The following is a 16683-nucleotide window of genomic DNA, read 5'->3' as shown; positions in this document are numbered from 1 at the left end:
CTGGCATTAGGGATTGCCCCCTCCCACAGGGGATTTGGGCGTTTATCAGACAAAAATTTCACGCCCCGTGTTATATCGTAACTAATTGTGTGCGAATGGGCGTGTCGGGATGCAAGTGGATCTGGAAGCTGACGGTGCTTCGGTGGAAGGCCTTCCGCGTTTTCAACAGGGGGTGTTTCACGCCCGCCGATTGCGCCAAGCGGGAATCAGCCTGACGGTATTGGCCGTGGCTGGCTGGGTGCTGGCGCTGTTTGTGGCCCTGTTTGCGCCGTTGTCGATCTGGCCGGTGGTGTTGATCAACTGCGCGTCAGCGCTGTTGGTGCTGGTGGCCGGTTTGCAGTCGGCGTGGTGGGTGGCCGATTGGCGTGCCCAGGCGCTGGAAGAACCGCTGGTTGAAACGCCTGTTGAAGAGGCGGGCCGTTACGCACGGCTCGTGGGGCGCTTGGGTCAGCAGATTGGCGCGCCGGTGTTGTGGCTCGGTGGTTGGTCGTTGTGGGCGTTGGTCAGTATCGTCGAGTTCTGGAACCTGGCGTTGCCTGCCGCACCGCTTGGCCAATCGGCGAGTATTGGCGCTGCGTTGGGGTTGGCACTGGCCTTTGGTTTGCTGGTGTTCGAACGCCGCCTGGCGCAGGAAACCGCCGCCCAGTGGCCGGAAGCCTCGCAACTGGCGCAGTTGAGTCGAGTGGCGATTATCTGCCTGGTGGTCAGTGCGCTTTGCCTGTTGTTTGCGGGCGCCGAATCGGTGTGGCCGCTGCGCCTGGCGGTGCTGATCGGCTTGCTGCCGGCTCTGGTCGCCGTAGAGTTCCTGCTTAGAGCCGTACTGTCACTGTTCAGCCCACGGCAGCCACGCCTGGAACCGCGCCTGATGGCGCAAAGTTTTATCGCCGGGCTACTGCGCTGGCCGCCGCAACCCTTGCTCGCCTTGCAGCACGAATTGCACAACCGCTTCGGCATCGACCTGCGCCAAATCTGGGCGTTTACCTACATGCGTCGCGCATTCCTGCCGGTGTTGCTGGTGGTGCTGGCAGTAGGCTGGGCGCTGACCGGCGTGCACGAAGTGCCCCTGCAAGGTCGTGGGATTTATGAGCGATTTGGTAAACCGGTGGAGGTGTTCGGCCCCGGCCTGCATACCGGGTTGCCCTGGCCGCTGGGCCGCGTGATCAACGTGGAAAACGGCGTGGTGCATGAACTGGCCACCAGCGTCAGCGAAGCCGCCGCTCCGGAACTGGCCTCTGCCGAAGGCCCGGCGCCGCTGATTGCCAATCGGTTGTGGGACGCCAGCCATGTAAATGACAAATCCCAGGTCATCGCCAGCAGCAGTGGCGACAAACAGAGCTTCCAGATCGTCAATATGGATGTGCGGTTCGTGTACCGCATCGGCCTGACTGACAACGCCGCGCTCGCCGCCACCTATAACAGCGCGGATGTGCCGACCCTGATCCGCAGCACCGCCAGCCGCATCCTGGTGCATGACTTTGCCTCGCGCACGCTGGACGAATTGCTCGGCGAACAACGCACACGTCTCGCCGACGAAATTGGCCGTGCCGTTCAAGCGGATTTGCAAAAACTCGACAGCGGCGTAGAAATTCTCGCCACCGTGGTAGAAGCCATCCACCCTCCGGCCGGTGCGGCCAACGCTTATCACGGCGTGCAAGCGGCACAAATCGGCGCTCAAGCGCTGATCTCCCGCGAACGCGGCGCGGCCAGCGAGCAAACCAACCAGGCCTTGCTGCAAGCCAGCACCGCCCGCGACCAGGCCACGGCCACCGCCCGCGAAGTGAGTGCCGGGGCCCAAGCCGCCGACCTGCGGTTTGCCGCCGAACAAAAGGCCTATGCCACCGCCGGCAAAGCGTTCGTGCTGGAACAGTACCTCGGCCAACTCAGCCAGGGCCTGGCCAACGCCAAGCTGCTTATTCTGGATCATCGCCTGGGTGCCGACAGCGCACCGACGATCGATCTGCGTTCTTTTACTTTGCCGGCCGATCCTTCGGTGCCGCGTAAAGCCGTTCAATAAGGAGTCTGTCTGTTGAGCGCTCATTCTCACGATCACGGTCATCATCATGGCCATCACCACCACCATCATCACGGTGAAGAACACGCGGCCGGTCCGTTCCCTTGGCGGCGCATGGCCTGGGCGGTGTTGCTGGTACTGTTTGCGGTCGCGGCGGCGAGCCTGGTGCAGGTTCGCTCGGGAGAGGCCACGGTGATCACGCGCTTTGGCAACCCGTCGCGGGTGCTGCTGGAGCCGGGCCTGGGCTGGCGCTGGCCGGCGCCGTTCGAAGCGGCGATCCCGGTGGACTTGCGCCTGCGCACCACCTCCAGCGGTTTGCAGGACGTGGGCACCCGCGATGGCCTGCGCATCATCGTGCAGGCCTACGTGGCGTGGCAGGTGCAGGGCGATGCCGACAATGTGCAGCGCTTTATGCGCGCGGTGCAGAACCAGCCGGATGAAGCGGCGCGGCAGATTCGCACCTTTGTCGGCTCGGCACTGGAAACCACGGCGGCCAGTTTTGACCTGTCCAGCTTGATCAATACCGATGCCAGCCAAGTGCGCATTGCCGATTTCGAAGCGCAGCTGCGTCAGCAGATTGATCAACAGCTGCTCACCACCTACGGCGTGCGCGTGGCTCAAGTGGGTATCGAGCGGCTGACCCTGCCGTCGGTGACCCTCACCGCCACCGTCGACCGCATGCGCGCCGAGCGCGAGACCATCGCCACTGAACGCACCGCCGTGGGCAAGCGTGAAGCCGCGCAGATTCGCTCCGCCGCCGAGCGCGATGCGCGCATCGTGCAGGCCGATGCCACGGTGAAAGCCGCCGACATCGAAGCGCAATCGCGGGTGGAAGCGGCGCAGATCTATGGCCGTGCCTACGCCGGTAACCCGCAGCTGTATAACCTGCTGCGCTCCCTGGATACCTTGGGCACCGTGGTGACGCCGGGCACGAAGATCATCCTGCGCACCGACGCGGCGCCATTTCGCGCCTTGGTGGACGGGCCGAAGGACGTCCAGCCATGAGCGAGCGTGACAGCCCGGACAGCCCGTGGATTCAGGCCGGGCGCCTGACCTTCCTGGCGCTGTACGCGGTGACGGTGTTGGCGGCGTTGGCCTGGGCGTTTTCCAATGTGCGCCAGATCGACCCGCAGAACCGCGCCGTGGTGCTGCACTTCGGCGCCCTCGACCGTATCCAGAATGCCGGGCTGTTGCTGGCCTGGCCGCAGCCGTTTGAACAAGTGGTGCTATTGCCGGCGGCGGACCGGGTGATCGAACGTCGGGTGGAGAACCTGCTGCGTTCCGACGCGGCGGTCCAGGCGGACCGCGTGGCCACGTTCGCCACGCCGCTCAGCGATGCACTGGCGGGCTCCGGTTACCTGCTCACCGGCGATGCCGGGGTGGTGCAGCTGGATGTACGGGTGTTCTACAAGGTGACTGAGCCCTACGCGTTTGTGTTGCAGGGCGAGCATGTGTTGCCGGCGTTGGATCGCCTGGTAACCCGCAGTGCTGTGGCCCTCACCGCTGCGCGCGATCTGGACACGATTCTGGTGGCACGCCCCGAACTGATTGGCACCGACAACGGCGCCGCCGAGCGTCGTGAACGCCTGCGCGGCGACTTGGTGCAAGGCATCAACAAGCGCCTCGCCGAGCTGACGTCCAGCGGCCTCGGCTTGGGCATCGAAGTCACCCGTGTGGATGTGCAATCCAGCCTGCCGGGCCCGGCGGTGAATGCCTTCAACGCGGTGCTGACGGCCAGCCAGCAAGCCGATAAAGCCGTGGCCAATGCCCGCACCGACGCCGAAAAACTCACCCAGACCGCGAACCAACAGGCCGACCGCCTGGTGCAAGTCGCCCACGCCCAGGCCAGCGAACGCCTGGCCAATGCCCAGGCACAAACCGCCACCGTGGCCAGCCTGGCCCAGGTGAAAGACCCGGGCTTGCTGCTGCGCCTGTACCGCGAGCGCCTGCCGAAGATTCTCGGCCAGGCCGGTTCCGTGACCACGGTCGATCCCAAAGACGACTCCCGCTTGATCATTCAGGGAGCCGAACAATGAGCGCGCCCATGCTGACCTCCGCCGAGCAGCGCAGCGCTGCGCGGCAATTGACCCTGGCCATGTTGGCGCTGGGCTTGCTGGTATTGGGCCTGGTATGGCGCTGGCTGGCGCCGGACCAGACCGGTGTGAGCCAGTTGCTGCTGGGCGTTGCTTCGCTGTTGGTGGCGGTGCCGGTGATGCGTTCTGCCTGGTACAGCCTGCGGTTTCCCAGCTTGCATGGCATCACCGACCAGCTGATCGCCCTGGCCATGCTGGGCGCCTGGGCCACCGGCGACCTGCTGACCGCCGCGCTGCTGCCGATCATCATGATCTTCGGCCATGTGCTGGAAGAGCGCAGCGTGATCGGCTCCCAGGAAGCGATCCACGCCTTGGGCAAATTGACCCGCAGCCATGCGCGCTTGGTGCAGGCTGACGGCAGCATTGTTGAAGTGGACAACGGCACGCTGAACACCGGCGATACCGTCGAAGTGCGCGCCGGTGACCGCGTGCCCGCCGATGGGGTGGTGCTGTCGGGCCAGGCGAGCCTGGACACGGCGCCGATCACTGGTGAGTCGGTGCCGTTGGAAGCCAGTGTGGGCGTGCAGGTGTTTGGCGGGGCGATCAACCTCGACGGCTTGTTGCGCCTGCAAGTGACCCGCACCGGTAACGAATCCACGTTGGGCAAAGTCATCGCCTTGATGCAGAACGCCGAGCGCTCCAAGCCGCCGATCACGCGGCTGCTGGAGCGTTATGCCGGCAGTTATATGGTGTTGGTGTTGTTGCTGGCGGCGGTGACTTGGTTTGTGACCAATGACGCCCAGGCGATGCTCGCGGTGCTGGTGGCGGCGTGCCCGTGCGCGTTGGTGTTGTCGGCGCCGGCTACCGCGATTGCCGGGATTGCGGTGGCGGCGCGGCATGGAATTTTGATTCGCAGCTCGGCGTTCCTCGAGGAACTGGCGGACCTGACCTCCCTGGTGGTCGACAAGACCGGCACCCTCACGTTTGGCACGCTGCGTTTGCACTCCATCGAAACCAGCGCGCCGGACCGGCAGGTATTGCTCAACCTGGCGGCCAGCCTGGGCTCGGCCAGCAGTCACCCGGTCAGCCGGGCGCTCGCAGGGTTGGCGACGCAGGAACAGCTGCTGGCGTTGACGGATATTCGCGAACGTCAGGGCCTGGGCGTGGTGGCGCAGACCGGGGAGGGCGAAGCCGCATTGGGACGGCCTGAGTTGTTCGAGCAATTGGGCATCGTGACCCCACCTGTGCCGAAGCATGATGGCCCGATTGCCGGGCTGGCGTTGGGCGGGAAATTCCTCGCCTGGCTGCTGTTGGCCGACAGCGTCAAGCCGGAAGCACGCCAGGCGTTGCAAGAGCTGCGCGACCTCGGCCTGGGTCGCCAACTGCTGCTCACTGGCGACCGCCAAAGCGTCGCCGACAGCCTGGCGCTGGACGTGGGCATCAGCGATGTCGAAGCCCAGGCCTTGCCGGAAGACAAGCTCAACCGGGTGTTGGGCGAAATCGGCAGCGGCTTTCGCCCGATGGTGGTGGGCGACGGTATCAACGATTCCCTGGCGCTCAAGGCCGGTGTAGTGGGCGTGGCCATGGGCGCGGGTGGGGCGGATATCGCGTTGGCGTCGGCGGATGTGGTGCTGATCGGCAGCGACCTGCGGCGCCTGGGGACGTGCGTGCGCTTGAGTCGCCAGTGCCGGCAGACGTTGCAGGTCAACGTGATCATCGGTTTGGGCTGGACGCTGGCCATCGTGGTATTTGCCGCGTTTGGTTGGCTGGGTGCGGCGGGGGCGATGATTGCCGCGGTGCTGCACAACCTCAGCACGTTGCTGGTACTGGGGAATGCAGGGCGGTTGCTGCGTTTCCAGGAGCCGCTTTTAAAACTTGAAGAAAAATCGTGAGGAGGCTGTAACGCCAACCGATGACCTCTCTCTAGTGGTGTGTCGAGACTGAGCACTCCGTTCGGACCGACACCACTACTGATCATGAGGAATACCACGATGAACATCAAAAACGCCGTTTCCGGTGCTGCCCTGGCTATCGCTGCCGCCACTATGTTTGCTGGTGTCGCCACCCAGGTACAGGCCGCCGACGCGACTGTTCACTGCTACGGCGTGACGTCCTGCAAAGGCATGAACGACTGCAAGACCGCTGAAAACGCCTGCAAGGGCCAGGGTGTCTGCAAGGGGCATGGTTTCAAAGCCATGAGCCAGGCCGCGTGCGATGCCGCTGGCGGCAAAGTCGGCGAGTAACCGGCCACCGAGTGCTCCCGCAGCGGTTGCCCACGCCGCTGCGGACACTTTCCCCAGGAGTGTCCTATGTCCACTTCCCTCCCCAACCTGGGTTACGGCCTGGGTTTACGCAACGAGTATTACCAGCAGATCCTCGAACAATCGCCAGCCGTGGATTGGTTTGAAGTGATCTCCGAGAACTACCTGGTCCAAGGCGGTAAAGCCTTGTACTACCTGGACGCAATCGCCGAGCGTTACCCCTTGGTGATGCATGGCGTGTCCCTCTCCATCGGCGGGCCCCATGCCCTCGATATGGATTACCTGAAACAGATCAAACAGCTCGCCGAGCGTATCCAGCCGGCGTGGGTGTCTGATCACCTGTGTTGGAGCCGTGGCAGCGCCCACCAATTGCACGACCTGTTGCCGCTGCCTTACACCGAGGAAAGCCTGTACCACGTGGCTGCCCGCGTCCGCCAAGTGCAGGACGTATTACAGCGCCCGTTGGTGCTGGAAAACGTCTCCAGCTACGTGCGCGCCAAGGCTGATGAATTCACCGAGTGGGAATTCCTCAATGCGCTGGCCCATCTGTCGGGCTGCCAGTTGTTGCTGGACGTCAACAATGTGTACGTCAGCTCGCGCAACCATGGCTTCGATGCCTGGTCGTTTATCCGCAACTTGCCGCCGCACAGCATCCGCCAACTGCACTTGGCCGGGCATATGGACTACGGCGACTACGTGGTCGATACCCATGACCATCCGGTGTGCGATCCGGTGTGGGCGCTGTATCAGCAGACCCTGGAGCATTTCGGACCGGTCTCGACGTTGCTGGAGCGTGATGATCAGTTCCCGCCGTTCGAAGAGCTGCTCGTTGAGTTGAGCAAAGCCCGTGAGCTGGGCGCGGCCGCGTTGGCCAGGAGGTCGCTATGCGCCTGATAGATTGGCAGTTGGCCTTCGAAGCGCATCTGTTCGCGCAAACGTCGTCCGCCAACAGTGGTTTTGCCGCGACTTTGTTGGGCGGTCCCACCTTGGATGTGCAAACCGGCCTGGCGATTTACCACAACGCCTACCGCGCGCGGTTGCACGAAGTCTTGCAGCAGGACTTCCGCGCGATCCGCTATTGGTTGGGAGACGATGAGTTTGCGTTGCTGGCCGAGGCCTATGTGCGCCGTTACCCATCCGCCCACTACAGCCTGCGTTGGCTGGGCGAGCGGTTCCCGGGGTTTATTCGTGAGCATCTGGTGGCCGAGCAGAGCGCACCGCTGGCCGAGTTGGCCCGCTTGGAATGGGCGTTTACCTTGGCCTTTGATGCGCTGCAGGGCGAGCCATTGACCGTGAACGACATGGCGCTGCTGGCGCCAGAGGATTGGCCGGGCTTGCAGGTCACCCTGGCGCCTTCGGTGCAGCAGTTGCTGTGTCACTTCAATTCGGTAGAGGTCTGGCGGGCAAGTAAAGAGGAGTCAGTGTTCCCCGGCAGCCACGCCCTTGAATTCGCACAGATTTGCCTGGTGTGGCGCCATCAGAATGTATGCCATTACCGCAGCCTGGAACCCGCCGAGGCTTGTGCCTTGGCAGGCATGGTGACCACCGGTTGGTGCTTTGCAGAACTGTGCGCCGAGTTGGCAGTCACTTATGCAGAGGGTGCGCCACTGCAAGCTGTTACATGGCTGAAACAATGGGTTCAGGACGGTTTGCTCGAGCGTCGAATCCAGTGGGAACCTGCTACTAATAGATAGCTTCCTACTTTTCTAGGGATGGTCTACCCTCACTCCAGACGTCTGAAACAAGGGGGGACTACTCATGCTCGCGCAACTTCCACCGGCCTTACAGAATCTTCAGCTACCGCTGCGTCTTCGACTCTGGGACGGCCATGAATTCAACCTGGGGCCTGAGCCCAGTGTGACGATCGTGGTGAAGGACCCCACGGTCGTGACTCAGCTGACCCATCCCACGCTCGACTCACTGGGCGAAGCCTTCGTCGAGGGCAAACTGGAGCTGGAAGGCTCCATCACCGAGGTCATCCGGGTATGTGACGAACTGAGTCACGCCCTGATCGAAGACGACGAGGGGAGTCGTCCGGTGCGTTCGATCCACGATAAGGCCACTGACGCGGCGGCCATTTCCTACCATTACGACCTGTCCAACGAGTTCTACCAGCTATGGCTGGACCAGGACATGGCGTATTCCTGCGGTTATTTCGAAACCGGCAGCGAGTCCATCGACCAGGCCCAACAAGACAAATTCCGCCACCTGTGCCGCAAATTGCGGCTGCAGCCGGGGGAATATTTGCTGGATGTGGGCTGTGGCTGGGGTGGGTTGTCACGGTTTGCGGCGCGGGAGTTCGGGGTGAAAGTGTTTGGCATCACCCTGAGCAAAGAGCAATTGGCGCTGGCCCGCGAGCGGGTGAAAGCCGAGGGCCTGGAAGATCAGGTGGACCTGCAACTGCTCGACTACCGCGACCTGCCGCAAGATGGGCGTTTCGACAAAGTCGTGAGTGTGGGCATGTTCGAGCACGTTGGTCACGCCAACCTGGCCGAATACAGCAAGACCCTGTTCGGCGCGGTGCGTGAAGGCGGCCTGGTGATGAACCACGGCATTACCGCCAAGCACACCGACGGTCGCCCGGTGGGTCGTGGCGCTGGGGAGTTTATCGAGCGCTATGTGTTCCCCAACGGCGAGTTGCCGCACTTGTCGATGATGGTCGCCGAGCTCAGCGAAGTCGGGCTGGAAGTGGTCGACGTCGAAAGCCTGCGCCTGCACTACGCACGCACGCTGGATCATTGGAGTGAACGGCTGGAGGACAACCTGGAAGCCGCGGCGAAGATGGTGCCGGAGCAGGCGTTGCGGATCTGGCGATTGTATTTGGCCGGTTGCGCCTATGCGTTTGCGCGGGGCTGGATCAACCTGCACCAGATTCTGGCGGTGAAACCTCACGCCGATGGCAGCCATGAACTGCCGTGGACGCGGGAGGATATCTACCGCTGAGCCACCGGAGCACAGTGGGTCAAATGTGGGAGGGGGCTTGCCCCCGATAGCAGTGGTTCAGTTGATATATATGTGACTGACCCACTGCAATCGGAGGCAAGCCCCCTCCCACAGTGTGTTAGAGAATCGGCGAGATCAGGCGCGCTACCCGCATCCCCAGTTGCTGCAAACGACGCGTCTCGCGGCTTTCTTCCTGGCTGACTTCATGGGCCAGTGCAAAGTCATCCAGCAACATCTGCTCAACTTCACGGGCAAAACCCTCGTCCACCGTCAGCAACATCACCTCGAAATTCAGCCGGAACGAACGGTTGTCCATGTTCGCACTGCCGATGGCGCTGATTTCGTTGTCCACCAACACCACCTTCTGATGCAGGAACCCCGGCTTGTAGCGGAACACCCGCACCCCGGCCCGCACGGCTTCAATCGCATACAGGCTGGAAGCCGCGTAGACGATGCGATGGTCAGGCCGCGACGGCAGCAGCAGGCGCACGTCCACACCGCGCAAAACTGCCAGGCGCAGGGCGGCGAACACGGCCTCGTCGGGGATGAAATACGGGCTGGTGATCCACACGCGTTCGGTCGCAGCGTGAATGGCCTCGACGAAAAACAGCGAGCAGGTTTCATACGGGTCAGCCGGCCCGCTGGCGAGCAGTTGGCAGAGCACACCGTCTTCGGGGTACGCGTCCGGCAGCATCAGCGGTGGCAGCTCCCGGGCCGCCCAGAACCAGTCCTCGGCAAATGACTCCTGCAAACACGCCACTACCGGGCCGGTGACTTGCACATGGGTATCGCGCCACGGTGCCAACGGCGGTTTCTTGCCGAGGTATTCATCGCCCACGTTATGTCCGCCGACAAAACCGGTAATCCCATCCACCACCACGATCTTGCGGTGGTTGCGGAAGTTGACCTGGAAACGATTGAGCCAGCCACTGCGAGTGGCAAACGCCTTGACCTGCACCCCGGCATCGCGCAGCGATTGCACATAGTGATGGGGCAGGGCGTGGCTACCGATACGGTCGTACAGCACGTAGATGTCGACGCCTTCGGCGGCTTTTTCCTTTAACAGGCTGTGCAGTTGGCGGCCGAGTTCGTCGTCGTGAATGATGAAGAACTGGAACAGGATCGCGGTCCTGGCGTTGCGGATGGCCTCGAAGATCGCACTGAACGTGGCATCGCCATTGATCAACAAGCGCACTTCATTGTTGGCCAGGCACGGCATGCGGCCCAGTTTGGGCATGGCGCGCAGCGAGGCGTAGGCACTGGAGTTGCGCGCGGCGAGGGCTTCTTCGACCCACGGGCGCCAGTTCAACTCGGTGATCGCGGTGTGCATTTCCTGGTTGGCCTGGCGGCGCGCCTGGATGTAGGCATCGAAGGTGCTGCGGCCGAAAATCAGGTAGGGAATCAGCGTCAGGTAGGGGATGAACATCAAGGACAGGGCCCAGGCGATGGAGCCTTGGGCGGTCCTGACGGTCAGCACCGCGTGGATCGCGGCGAGAGTCCCGAGGAAGTGCAGAGTGGCAATCAAGTAGGCGAGCAAGTGCGGGCCAAAAAAATCCATGAACGACATGACTCCTGACAGTCCAGTGCCTAACAGACCATGAACGGCGGCGAATGTCGCTATTTTATTTGCCGTGCAACACTGGCGGCTTTGCGACGTCTAACGCCCAACATTACCCAGGAGTTACCCGATGAATGCTCGTTTGCTCTGTTTGGCCATGGTGACTGGTTTGGCGCTGCCGATAGCCGCGCAGGCGCAGATGCTGGCGCCGGGCTTGTGGGAATTGACCACCAGCAATATGAAAGTGGATAACCAGGACCTGCCGGACTTGTCGCTGATCCTGGGCCAGCTCAAGCAACAGATGACCCCTGAACAACGCGCCATGCTGGAAAAACAAGGCATCACCATGGCTGGCAAAGGCGTGCAGGTGTGCCTGACCCCCGCCCAGGTCGCCTCCGATTCGATCCCGCTGACCGACCCGCAATCGGGCTGTAAACAGGAAGTCACCGACAAGACCGGCAACCAGTGGAAATTCCGCTTCAGTTGCCCGAAAGCCCAGGGCACTGGCGTTGCGACGTTCCAGAGCCAGAAAGAATTCACCACCACCGTCAACGGCACCTTCAATGCCACCGGCATCCAGCAGAAGGGCAGCCTGGACAGCCACGCCCAGTGGCTGGGCAATGACTGCGGTACGGTCAAGCCGCGCGCTTAACGCAAGAAGTGCAAGGGCAGGCCCTGGCAGCTGTCGACCACCTGGCCGTTGTGCCACGCCAGGTGGCCGGACACCAATGTGGTGCTGACACTGTGCCGGAAGCTGCGCTCGGCGAAGGGTGTCCAGCCGCAGCGGCCGAGGATCGGTTGGCTGCTGACGGGTTTGCCGTCGGGCTCGGGTTTGACCAGCACAAGGTCTGCCCAATAGCCTTCGCGCAGGTAGCCGCGATCAGGAATGGCAAACAGGTCAGCCACGCGATGGCTGGTTTTGGCTACCAGCGTCGTCACCGGCAAGTGCCCATCCGCCACCAACTCCAATAACGCCGGCAGCGCATGCTGTACCAGTGGCAGACCCGACGGCGCCTCTCGATACCCCAGTTGTTTTTGCGCCCAGGTATGCGGCGCATGGTCACTGCCAATCACATCCAGACGATCACTCAACAAGGCTTGGCGCAGCGCGTCGCGGTCGGCGCGGGTCTTGATCGCCGGGTTGCATTTGATCTGGTGGCCGAGGCGGTGATAGTCGCGGTCATCGAACAGCAAGTGGTGCAGGCAGACTTCGGCGGTGATGCGTTTTTCGGCCAGGGGTTTGTCTTCGAATAGCGCCAGTTCGCGGGCGCTGGTCAGGTGCAATACATGCAGGCGCGTGCCGTGGCGCTTGGCCAATTCCACCGCAAAAGACGATGAGCGATAGCAGGCTTCGGCATCCCTGATCAGCGGGTGAGCGACGGCAGGGATGTGCTCGCCGAAGCGTTCGCGCAGGCGCTGTTCGTTGGCCAGGATGCTGGGCGTGTGTTCGCAATGGGCCAACAGGATCGTCGGCACTTCGGCGAACAGCCGCTCCAGGATACGCGGGTCGTCCACCAGCATATTGCCGGTGGAGGCGCCCATGAACACTTTGACTCCGGCCACGAGTGATGGATCGAGGGCGGCAACGATGTCGAGGTTGTCGTTGCTCACGCCAAAATGAAAACCGTAGTTGGCCACCGAATGCAGGGCCGCGCGGCGTTTCTTGTCGGCCAAGGCTTCAAGGTTGAGCGTGGCGGGGTTGGTGTTGGGCATGTCCATGAAACTGGTGATGCCGCCTGCCACCGCTGCGCGGGACTCGCTGTAGAAACTGCCTTTGTCCGGCGCACCGGGTTCGCGAAAGTGCACCTGGTCATCGATCATGCCCGGCAGCAACCATTGGCCTTGGGCGTCGATTTCCAGTGGGGCGTTGCAGCCTTCAATACTGCTGGCGATTTTCTCGATACGGCCGTTGGCAACCAGTACATCGGCGTCAAACGCTTGGCCTTCGTTGACCAGGCGGGCATTGCGAATCAGCAGGCGGCTCATGGGTCAAAACTCGTTTTGCAGGGCTTTGTAGCCGCGTACCAGGTCGACGTTGGTGCGCGCCACGTCTTCGGAAAACTCCGAAGCGCTGACGCTCACCGGCGGGAACTGCGACAAGTCGGTGTTGGGCCCGATGCGGGTGGTGGACGGCACGTAGAACGCGTCGGGCAAGTCGCGGCCGTCGACCACCGAGTTGTGGCGCACCACGCAGCCATCGCCCACCGCGCAGTTGAACAGCACGCTGTTGAAGCCTATGAATACGCGGTTGCCCACGGTGCAGGGGCCGTGAACGATGGAGCGGTGCGCAATCGAACTGAATTCGCCAATCGTCACCGCCGCGCCGGACTTGGAGTGGATGACCACGCCATCCTGGATATTGGAGTTGGCGCCGATGATGATCGGGTCCATGCCGCCGCTGGCGTCGACCTCGTCGGCGCGGATCACGGCGTAGGGGCCGACGAAGACGTTCTCGCCGATAACCACCTTGCCGCAGATGATTGCGGTTTTATCGACGTAGGCCGATTCGGCAATGACCGGCAGATCGCCGGAAGGGTTCTTGCGGATCATGGCTTGCCCAACGCGGCGCACAGGGTGTCGAGGTTGTATTCGAACAGCCCGATAAAGGTGCTGGCCGGGCCTTGCGCGGCGAGGGCGTCGGAGTACAGCGTGCCGCCGACCTGTGCACCGCTTTCTTCGGCGATCTGCTTGAGCAGGCGCGCATCCTTGATGTTTTCCATAAACACAGCCTTGACCTTGTCCTTGCGGATTTGGGTGATCAGCGCTGCCACTTCGGCGGCGGACGGTTCGCGTTCGGTGGACAGGCCTTGGGGTGCCAGGAACTGGATACCGTAGGCCTGGCCCAGGTAACCGAAGGCGTCATGGGAGGTGACGATGCGACGATTGCCCGGTGGCAGCGCGCCGAACTTGCGCTTGGCTTCGGCCAGCACACGGTGGATTTCTTTCAGGTAGGCCTGGCTGTTGCGAAGGTAGTCCGTGGTGTGGGTTGGGTCGGCGGCTACCAGGGCCTTGGTGATGTTTTTGACATAGATTTCGGCGTTGGCCAGGTTGTGCCAGGCGTGGGGGTCGGGGATGGTTTCACCGTCCTCGTCCATGGTGTGGGAAATCACGCCTTTGCTGGCGGTGACCACGGTGGCCTTGGTTTCGGTGCTGGTCACCAGGCGGTCGAGCCAGGGTTCGAAACCGAGGCCGTTCTTGATGATTACGCGGGCCTTGAGCAAGGCCTTGGCGTCGTCCGGTGTGGGCTCGTAGGTATGGGCGTCGGCGTCGGGGCCGACCATGTTGCTGATCTGGATGTGATCGCCACCGATCTGGTGGGTGATGTCATCGAGAATACTGAAGCTGGTGACGACCTGCAGTTTGTCGGCGGCCTGGGCCATCGACAGCGGCAGCAAAAGGCTGAACAGCACGAGTAAAGCGCGCATTGGGAAACACCTCATTGGGATGTAAACGACGGTGGGCGGCGCAGCAAACCGTGCACCGGCCCGAACACCACGGACAGCAAGTACCCGGCGCCCGCCACCAGCACGATGGCCGGGCCGCTGGGCAACGAGTAGTAGAACGACAGCAACAAACCCAGCCACACCGACAGGCATCCCAGCAGCGCCGATACCGCGATCAACACCGGCAGGCGCCGGCTCCAGAAGCGGGAAGCAATGGCTGGCAACATCATCAGGCCCACCACCATCAGCGCGCCGATGGCCTGGAAACCGATGACCAGGTTCAGTACTACCAAGGTCAGGAACAACCCATGGGCCAGCGGACCGAGGCGGCTGACGGTTTGCAGGAACAGCGGGTCAAGGGTGTCCAGCAGCAACGGTTTGTAGATCGCGGCCATGGCGATCAGGCTGAAGCCGCTGACCCAGAGCATGCCGGTGAGGGTGGTTTGATCCACGGCCAGGGCGGAGCCGAACAGTAGGTGCAGCAGGTCCAGGCGCTTGCCGGCGAGGCCGAGGATCAATACGCCGGCGGCGAGGGAGATGGGGTAGATGGCGGCGAGGCTGGCATCCTCGCGTAGACCGGTGCGGCGGGTGATCCACGCGGACAGGCCCGCCATGCTCAAGCCGGCACCGAGGCCGCCGATGGTCAGTGCCGGCAGGCTGAGGCCGGCAAACCAGAAACCGAGGGCGGCGCCGGGCAGGATGCCGTGGGCTACGGCGTCACCGATCAGGCTCATGCGCCGCAGGATCAGGAACACGCCCAGCGGCGCGGTGCTGCAAGCGAGCACCAGGCCGCCGATGAGGGCGCGGCGCATAAACACGAAGTCGAAGAACGGCATCCACAGGTGGGCGGCGAAGTGCATCAGGCCACCTGCATGTGCGGTTGTGGGCGGATCAGTTCTTTACTGTCGCCGAACACGCAACCGCTGCTTTTGATTTGCACCACTTGCTGGGTGTGCTGGCGTACGGAGGCCAGGTCATGGCACACCACGATCAGCGTGCGGCCCTGTTCGTGCCAGGCGTGGATGTGTTTCCAGCACAGCGCCTGGCCTTCTTCATCGAGGGCGGCGTGGGGTTCGTCGAGCAACAGCACCGGCGCTTCGGCCAGGCTCATGCGGGCGAGCAGGGCACGTTGCAGTTCACCACCGGACAACGCCATCAGAGGGCGATGTTGCAGGCCGCTGAGGCACCAGTCCTCCAGTACCGCGTCAAGGCGTTGGCTGCGTTGTTGCGGCGTGAGTTGAGTGCCCCAGAAACCGGCGGCGACCAGCTCTTGCAGGCTGATGGGGAACTGACGGTCGAGGTGCTGTTGCTGGGGCAGGAATGACAGACCGCCACGGCGTGGAACATCCACGGTGACTGTCCCCGCCAGCGGTTTTTGCAGACCGGCGATGACTTTAAGCAGACTGCTCTTGCCGGTGCCGTTGGCGCCGATGATGCCGGTGAGGCTGCCTTTTTCCAGAGTGAGGTCGATGGCGGGCGTCAGCGGTTGGCCGGGGGCGCCCCAGCGCAAAGCGGTGCAGGTGATCATGCAGGGTTTCTCGTCCAGCGGCTTTCAGCCACAGCATCGTGCGCGTGCAGGCTTTCGGCGTGGATCACTTTCAGGTGGAAGGCTTTGACGGCATCCGAGCGTTTCAAGGCGAGGTTCAGGCGGCGGGCGGCGTCTTCGCAGAACATCAGGTTCTGCCCATTGGCCAGGGCGAAGGCTTGTTCGTCCGCGCGTTTTACTGCGGTTTGTACGGCGGTGCCGAGGGCGGCTTCGGCGCTGTCGATCAGGTCGACCAAAGCCAGGTGTTCACCTTGCAGGTGCACGTGCAGTTGAGCGCTGCTGCGCTGGCTGTGAGGCGTGGCAACGATGCCGTTGGCGCTGCCGAGCCAGGCCAACACGTCTTCATGCTGCAATGGTGTGTCTGCGAAATCTTCGAGAAATTGCTGCTGAATCAACTGCCTGGCGAGGGCAGCGGAGCAGGGGCAGGTTGACGAGTACGTAACGTCAATTTTTAGTTCCACGTGGAACATCTGGTTTTCCAGACGCGCTTCGATGCTCACCGGGTAGCCTTTCCAGCCAGCCAACGGGCTGACCAGCGCCGGTCGTTTCAGTAGCAGCTGGGTGTGGATTCGCAAGTAGGCGTTCTTAGATAAATCTTCATGACTGTCGAGAAAACGCTGCAGTACCTTACGCAGAAGTGCAGGCGTAAGGGGCTGCTGGTCGAGCATCTCCAGTGCCAGGTACAGGCGCGACATATGGATGCCGCGAGCCTCGCCATCATCCAGGCTCACGCCGGCATCGGCGGTGGCGGTCAGGCGCTGACCGTCGATGAGGATGGGCAGGGCGATGCCGCACATGCCCACCCAGTCGAGTGGCAAGGCTTGGCGTGAAGCCTGCGCGGCGATATCCGGCAGAGTCAGCGCGTTCATGAGCAGGTCCATCATTGGA

General features: G+C 62.7%; 16 protein-coding genes. 9 read left to right on the top strand and 7 right to left on the bottom strand.

All coding sequences use genetic code 11. The features are described from left to right. Positions 1 to 109 precede the first annotated feature (109 nt). From hflK (DYL61_RS14695) to cfaB, 8 genes are all read left to right on the top strand, one after another. On the top strand, positions 110 to 2014 hold the full coding sequence (hflK, locus tag DYL61_RS14695; protein ID WP_135308900.1) for a protease modulator HflK: 1905 nt from the start codon (positions 110 to 112) through the stop codon (positions 2012 to 2014). A 9-nt stretch (positions 2015 to 2023) separates the two neighbouring features. After that, the gene (hflC, locus tag DYL61_RS14690) at positions 2024 to 3016 is read left to right on the top strand and encodes a protease modulator HflC (protein ID WP_167497965.1); all 993 of its coding nucleotides are present in this window, start codon (positions 2024 to 2026) and stop codon (positions 3014 to 3016) included. After that, on the top strand, positions 3013 to 4047 hold the full coding sequence (gene hflK / locus DYL61_RS14685; RefSeq protein WP_135308898.1) for a protease modulator HflK: 1035 nt from the start codon (positions 3013 to 3015) through the stop codon (positions 4045 to 4047). Before hflC ends, hflK (DYL61_RS14685) begins: the two co-directional genes overlap by 4 nt. Beyond that, entirely contained in the window at positions 4044 to 5936 is a 1893-nt protein-coding gene (locus DYL61_RS14680; RefSeq protein ID WP_135308897.1) for a cation-translocating P-type ATPase, read from the top strand. Before hflK (DYL61_RS14685) ends, DYL61_RS14680 begins: the two co-directional genes overlap by 4 nt. 99 nt (positions 5937 to 6035) lie before the next feature. Next, positions 6036 to 6287: a BufA2 family periplasmic bufferin-type metallophore gene (gene bufA2, locus DYL61_RS14675; protein ID WP_105695881.1), complete on the top strand. Its 252-nt coding sequence runs from the start codon at positions 6036 to 6038 to the stop codon at positions 6285 to 6287. Positions 6288 to 6353: 66 nt separating this feature from the next. Next, positions 6354 to 7199, top strand: a complete 846-nt coding sequence (gene bufB, locus DYL61_RS14670) for an MNIO family bufferin maturase (RefSeq protein WP_135308896.1) — start codon at positions 6354 to 6356, stop codon at positions 7197 to 7199. Beyond that, on the top strand, positions 7190 to 7999 hold the full coding sequence (locus DYL61_RS14665) for an HvfC/BufC N-terminal domain-containing protein (RefSeq protein ID WP_135308895.1): 810 nt from the start codon (positions 7190 to 7192) through the stop codon (positions 7997 to 7999). The genes bufB and DYL61_RS14665 overlap by 10 nt, the downstream gene beginning before the upstream one ends. Before the next feature lie 64 nt (positions 8000 to 8063). Beyond that, a complete protein-coding gene (gene cfaB / locus DYL61_RS14660) occupies positions 8064 to 9248 on the top strand; it encodes a C17 cyclopropane fatty acid synthase CfaB (protein WP_105695884.1) in 1185 nt (394 codons plus the stop codon). 118 nt (positions 9249 to 9366) lie between these two features. On the opposite strand, the gene cls is transcribed toward cfaB, so the two are convergent. After that, positions 9367 to 10806, bottom strand: a complete 1440-nt coding sequence (cls, locus tag DYL61_RS14655; RefSeq protein WP_135308894.1) for a cardiolipin synthase — start codon at positions 10804 to 10806, stop codon at positions 9367 to 9369. A 130-nt stretch (positions 10807 to 10936) separates the two neighbouring features. Between cls and DYL61_RS14650 the strand changes: the two genes are divergently transcribed. Further along, complete coding sequence (locus tag DYL61_RS14650) at positions 10937 to 11458, top strand: DUF3617 domain-containing protein (RefSeq protein ID WP_078050813.1); 522 nt, start codon at positions 10937 to 10939, stop codon at positions 11456 to 11458. Here DYL61_RS14650 and DYL61_RS14645 read toward each other — a convergent pair. Genes DYL61_RS14645 through folE2 form a run of 6 tightly spaced genes read right to left on the bottom strand, consistent with a single transcriptional unit; the run spans position 11455 to position 16664 of the window. Continuing rightward, positions 11455 to 12792, bottom strand: coding sequence for a dihydroorotase (locus tag DYL61_RS14645; RefSeq protein WP_135308893.1), 1338 nt, complete (start codon positions 12790 to 12792; stop codon positions 11455 to 11457). The genes DYL61_RS14650 and DYL61_RS14645 overlap by 4 nt on opposite strands. Positions 12793 to 12795: 3 nt before the next feature. Then, the gene (locus tag DYL61_RS14640) at positions 12796 to 13356 is read right to left on the bottom strand and encodes a gamma carbonic anhydrase family protein (RefSeq protein WP_135308892.1); all 561 of its coding nucleotides are present in this window, start codon (positions 13354 to 13356) and stop codon (positions 12796 to 12798) included. Continuing rightward, positions 13353 to 14231 carry a metal ABC transporter substrate-binding protein gene (locus DYL61_RS14635; RefSeq protein WP_135308891.1) on the bottom strand — a complete coding sequence of 293 codons (879 nt, stop codon included), beginning with the start codon at positions 14229 to 14231 and terminating at the stop codon, positions 13353 to 13355. The genes DYL61_RS14640 and DYL61_RS14635 overlap by 4 nt, the downstream gene beginning before the upstream one ends. An 11-nt stretch (positions 14232 to 14242) precedes the next feature. Then, positions 14243 to 15109, bottom strand: a complete 867-nt coding sequence (locus DYL61_RS14630; protein ID WP_135308890.1) for a metal ABC transporter permease — start codon at positions 15107 to 15109, stop codon at positions 14243 to 14245. Then, entirely contained in the window at positions 15109 to 15777 is a 669-nt protein-coding gene (locus tag DYL61_RS14625) for a metal ABC transporter ATP-binding protein (RefSeq protein WP_135308889.1), read from the bottom strand. Before DYL61_RS14625 ends, DYL61_RS14630 begins: the two co-directional genes overlap by 1 nt. After that, on the bottom strand, positions 15774 to 16664 hold the full coding sequence (folE2, locus tag DYL61_RS14620) for a GTP cyclohydrolase FolE2 (RefSeq protein ID WP_135308888.1): 891 nt from the start codon (positions 16662 to 16664) through the stop codon (positions 15774 to 15776). Before folE2 ends, DYL61_RS14625 begins: the two co-directional genes overlap by 4 nt. Positions 16665 to 16683: the final 19 nt, after the last annotated feature.

Origin of the sequence: Pseudomonas nabeulensis, from assembly GCF_004682045.1 — a bacterium.
Taxonomy (GTDB): domain Bacteria; phylum Pseudomonadota; class Gammaproteobacteria; order Pseudomonadales; family Pseudomonadaceae; genus Aquipseudomonas; species Aquipseudomonas nabeulensis.
This window is presented reverse-complemented; position numbering and strand designations above follow the sequence as displayed.

Coding starts and splice junctions, on each gene's coding strand:
- bufB (WP_135308896.1), top strand. CDS start 6,354: ATGTCCACTTCCCTCCCCAACCTGGGTTACGGCCTGGGTTTACGCAAC.
- hflK (WP_135308900.1), top strand. CDS start 110: ATGCAAGTGGATCTGGAAGCTGACGGTGCTTCGGTGGAAGGCCTTCCG.
- DYL61_RS14665 (WP_135308895.1), top strand. CDS start 7,190: ATGCGCCTGATAGATTGGCAGTTGGCCTTCGAAGCGCATCTGTTCGCG.
- cfaB (WP_105695884.1), top strand. CDS start 8,064: ATGCTCGCGCAACTTCCACCGGCCTTACAGAATCTTCAGCTACCGCTG.
- hflK (WP_135308898.1), top strand. CDS start 3,013: ATGAGCGAGCGTGACAGCCCGGACAGCCCGTGGATTCAGGCCGGGCGC.
- DYL61_RS14635 (WP_135308891.1), bottom strand. CDS start 14,231: ATGCGCGCTTTACTCGTGCTGTTCAGCCTTTTGCTGCCGCTGTCGATG.
- folE2 (WP_135308888.1), bottom strand. CDS start 16,664: ATGAACGCGCTGACTCTGCCGGATATCGCCGCGCAGGCTTCACGCCAA.
- DYL61_RS14645 (WP_135308893.1), bottom strand. CDS start 12,792: ATGAGCCGCCTGCTGATTCGCAATGCCCGCCTGGTCAACGAAGGCCAA.
- DYL61_RS14630 (WP_135308890.1), bottom strand. CDS start 15,109: ATGCACTTCGCCGCCCACCTGTGGATGCCGTTCTTCGACTTCGTGTTT.
- DYL61_RS14640 (WP_135308892.1), bottom strand. CDS start 13,356: ATGATCCGCAAGAACCCTTCCGGCGATCTGCCGGTCATTGCCGAATCG.
- cls (WP_135308894.1), bottom strand. CDS start 10,806: ATGGATTTTTTTGGCCCGCACTTGCTCGCCTACTTGATTGCCACTCTG.
- DYL61_RS14625 (WP_135308889.1), bottom strand. CDS start 15,777: ATGATCACCTGCACCGCTTTGCGCTGGGGCGCCCCCGGCCAACCGCTG.
- DYL61_RS14650 (WP_078050813.1), top strand. CDS start 10,937: ATGAATGCTCGTTTGCTCTGTTTGGCCATGGTGACTGGTTTGGCGCTG.
- DYL61_RS14680 (WP_135308897.1), top strand. CDS start 4,044: ATGAGCGCGCCCATGCTGACCTCCGCCGAGCAGCGCAGCGCTGCGCGG.
- bufA2 (WP_105695881.1), top strand. CDS start 6,036: ATGAACATCAAAAACGCCGTTTCCGGTGCTGCCCTGGCTATCGCTGCC.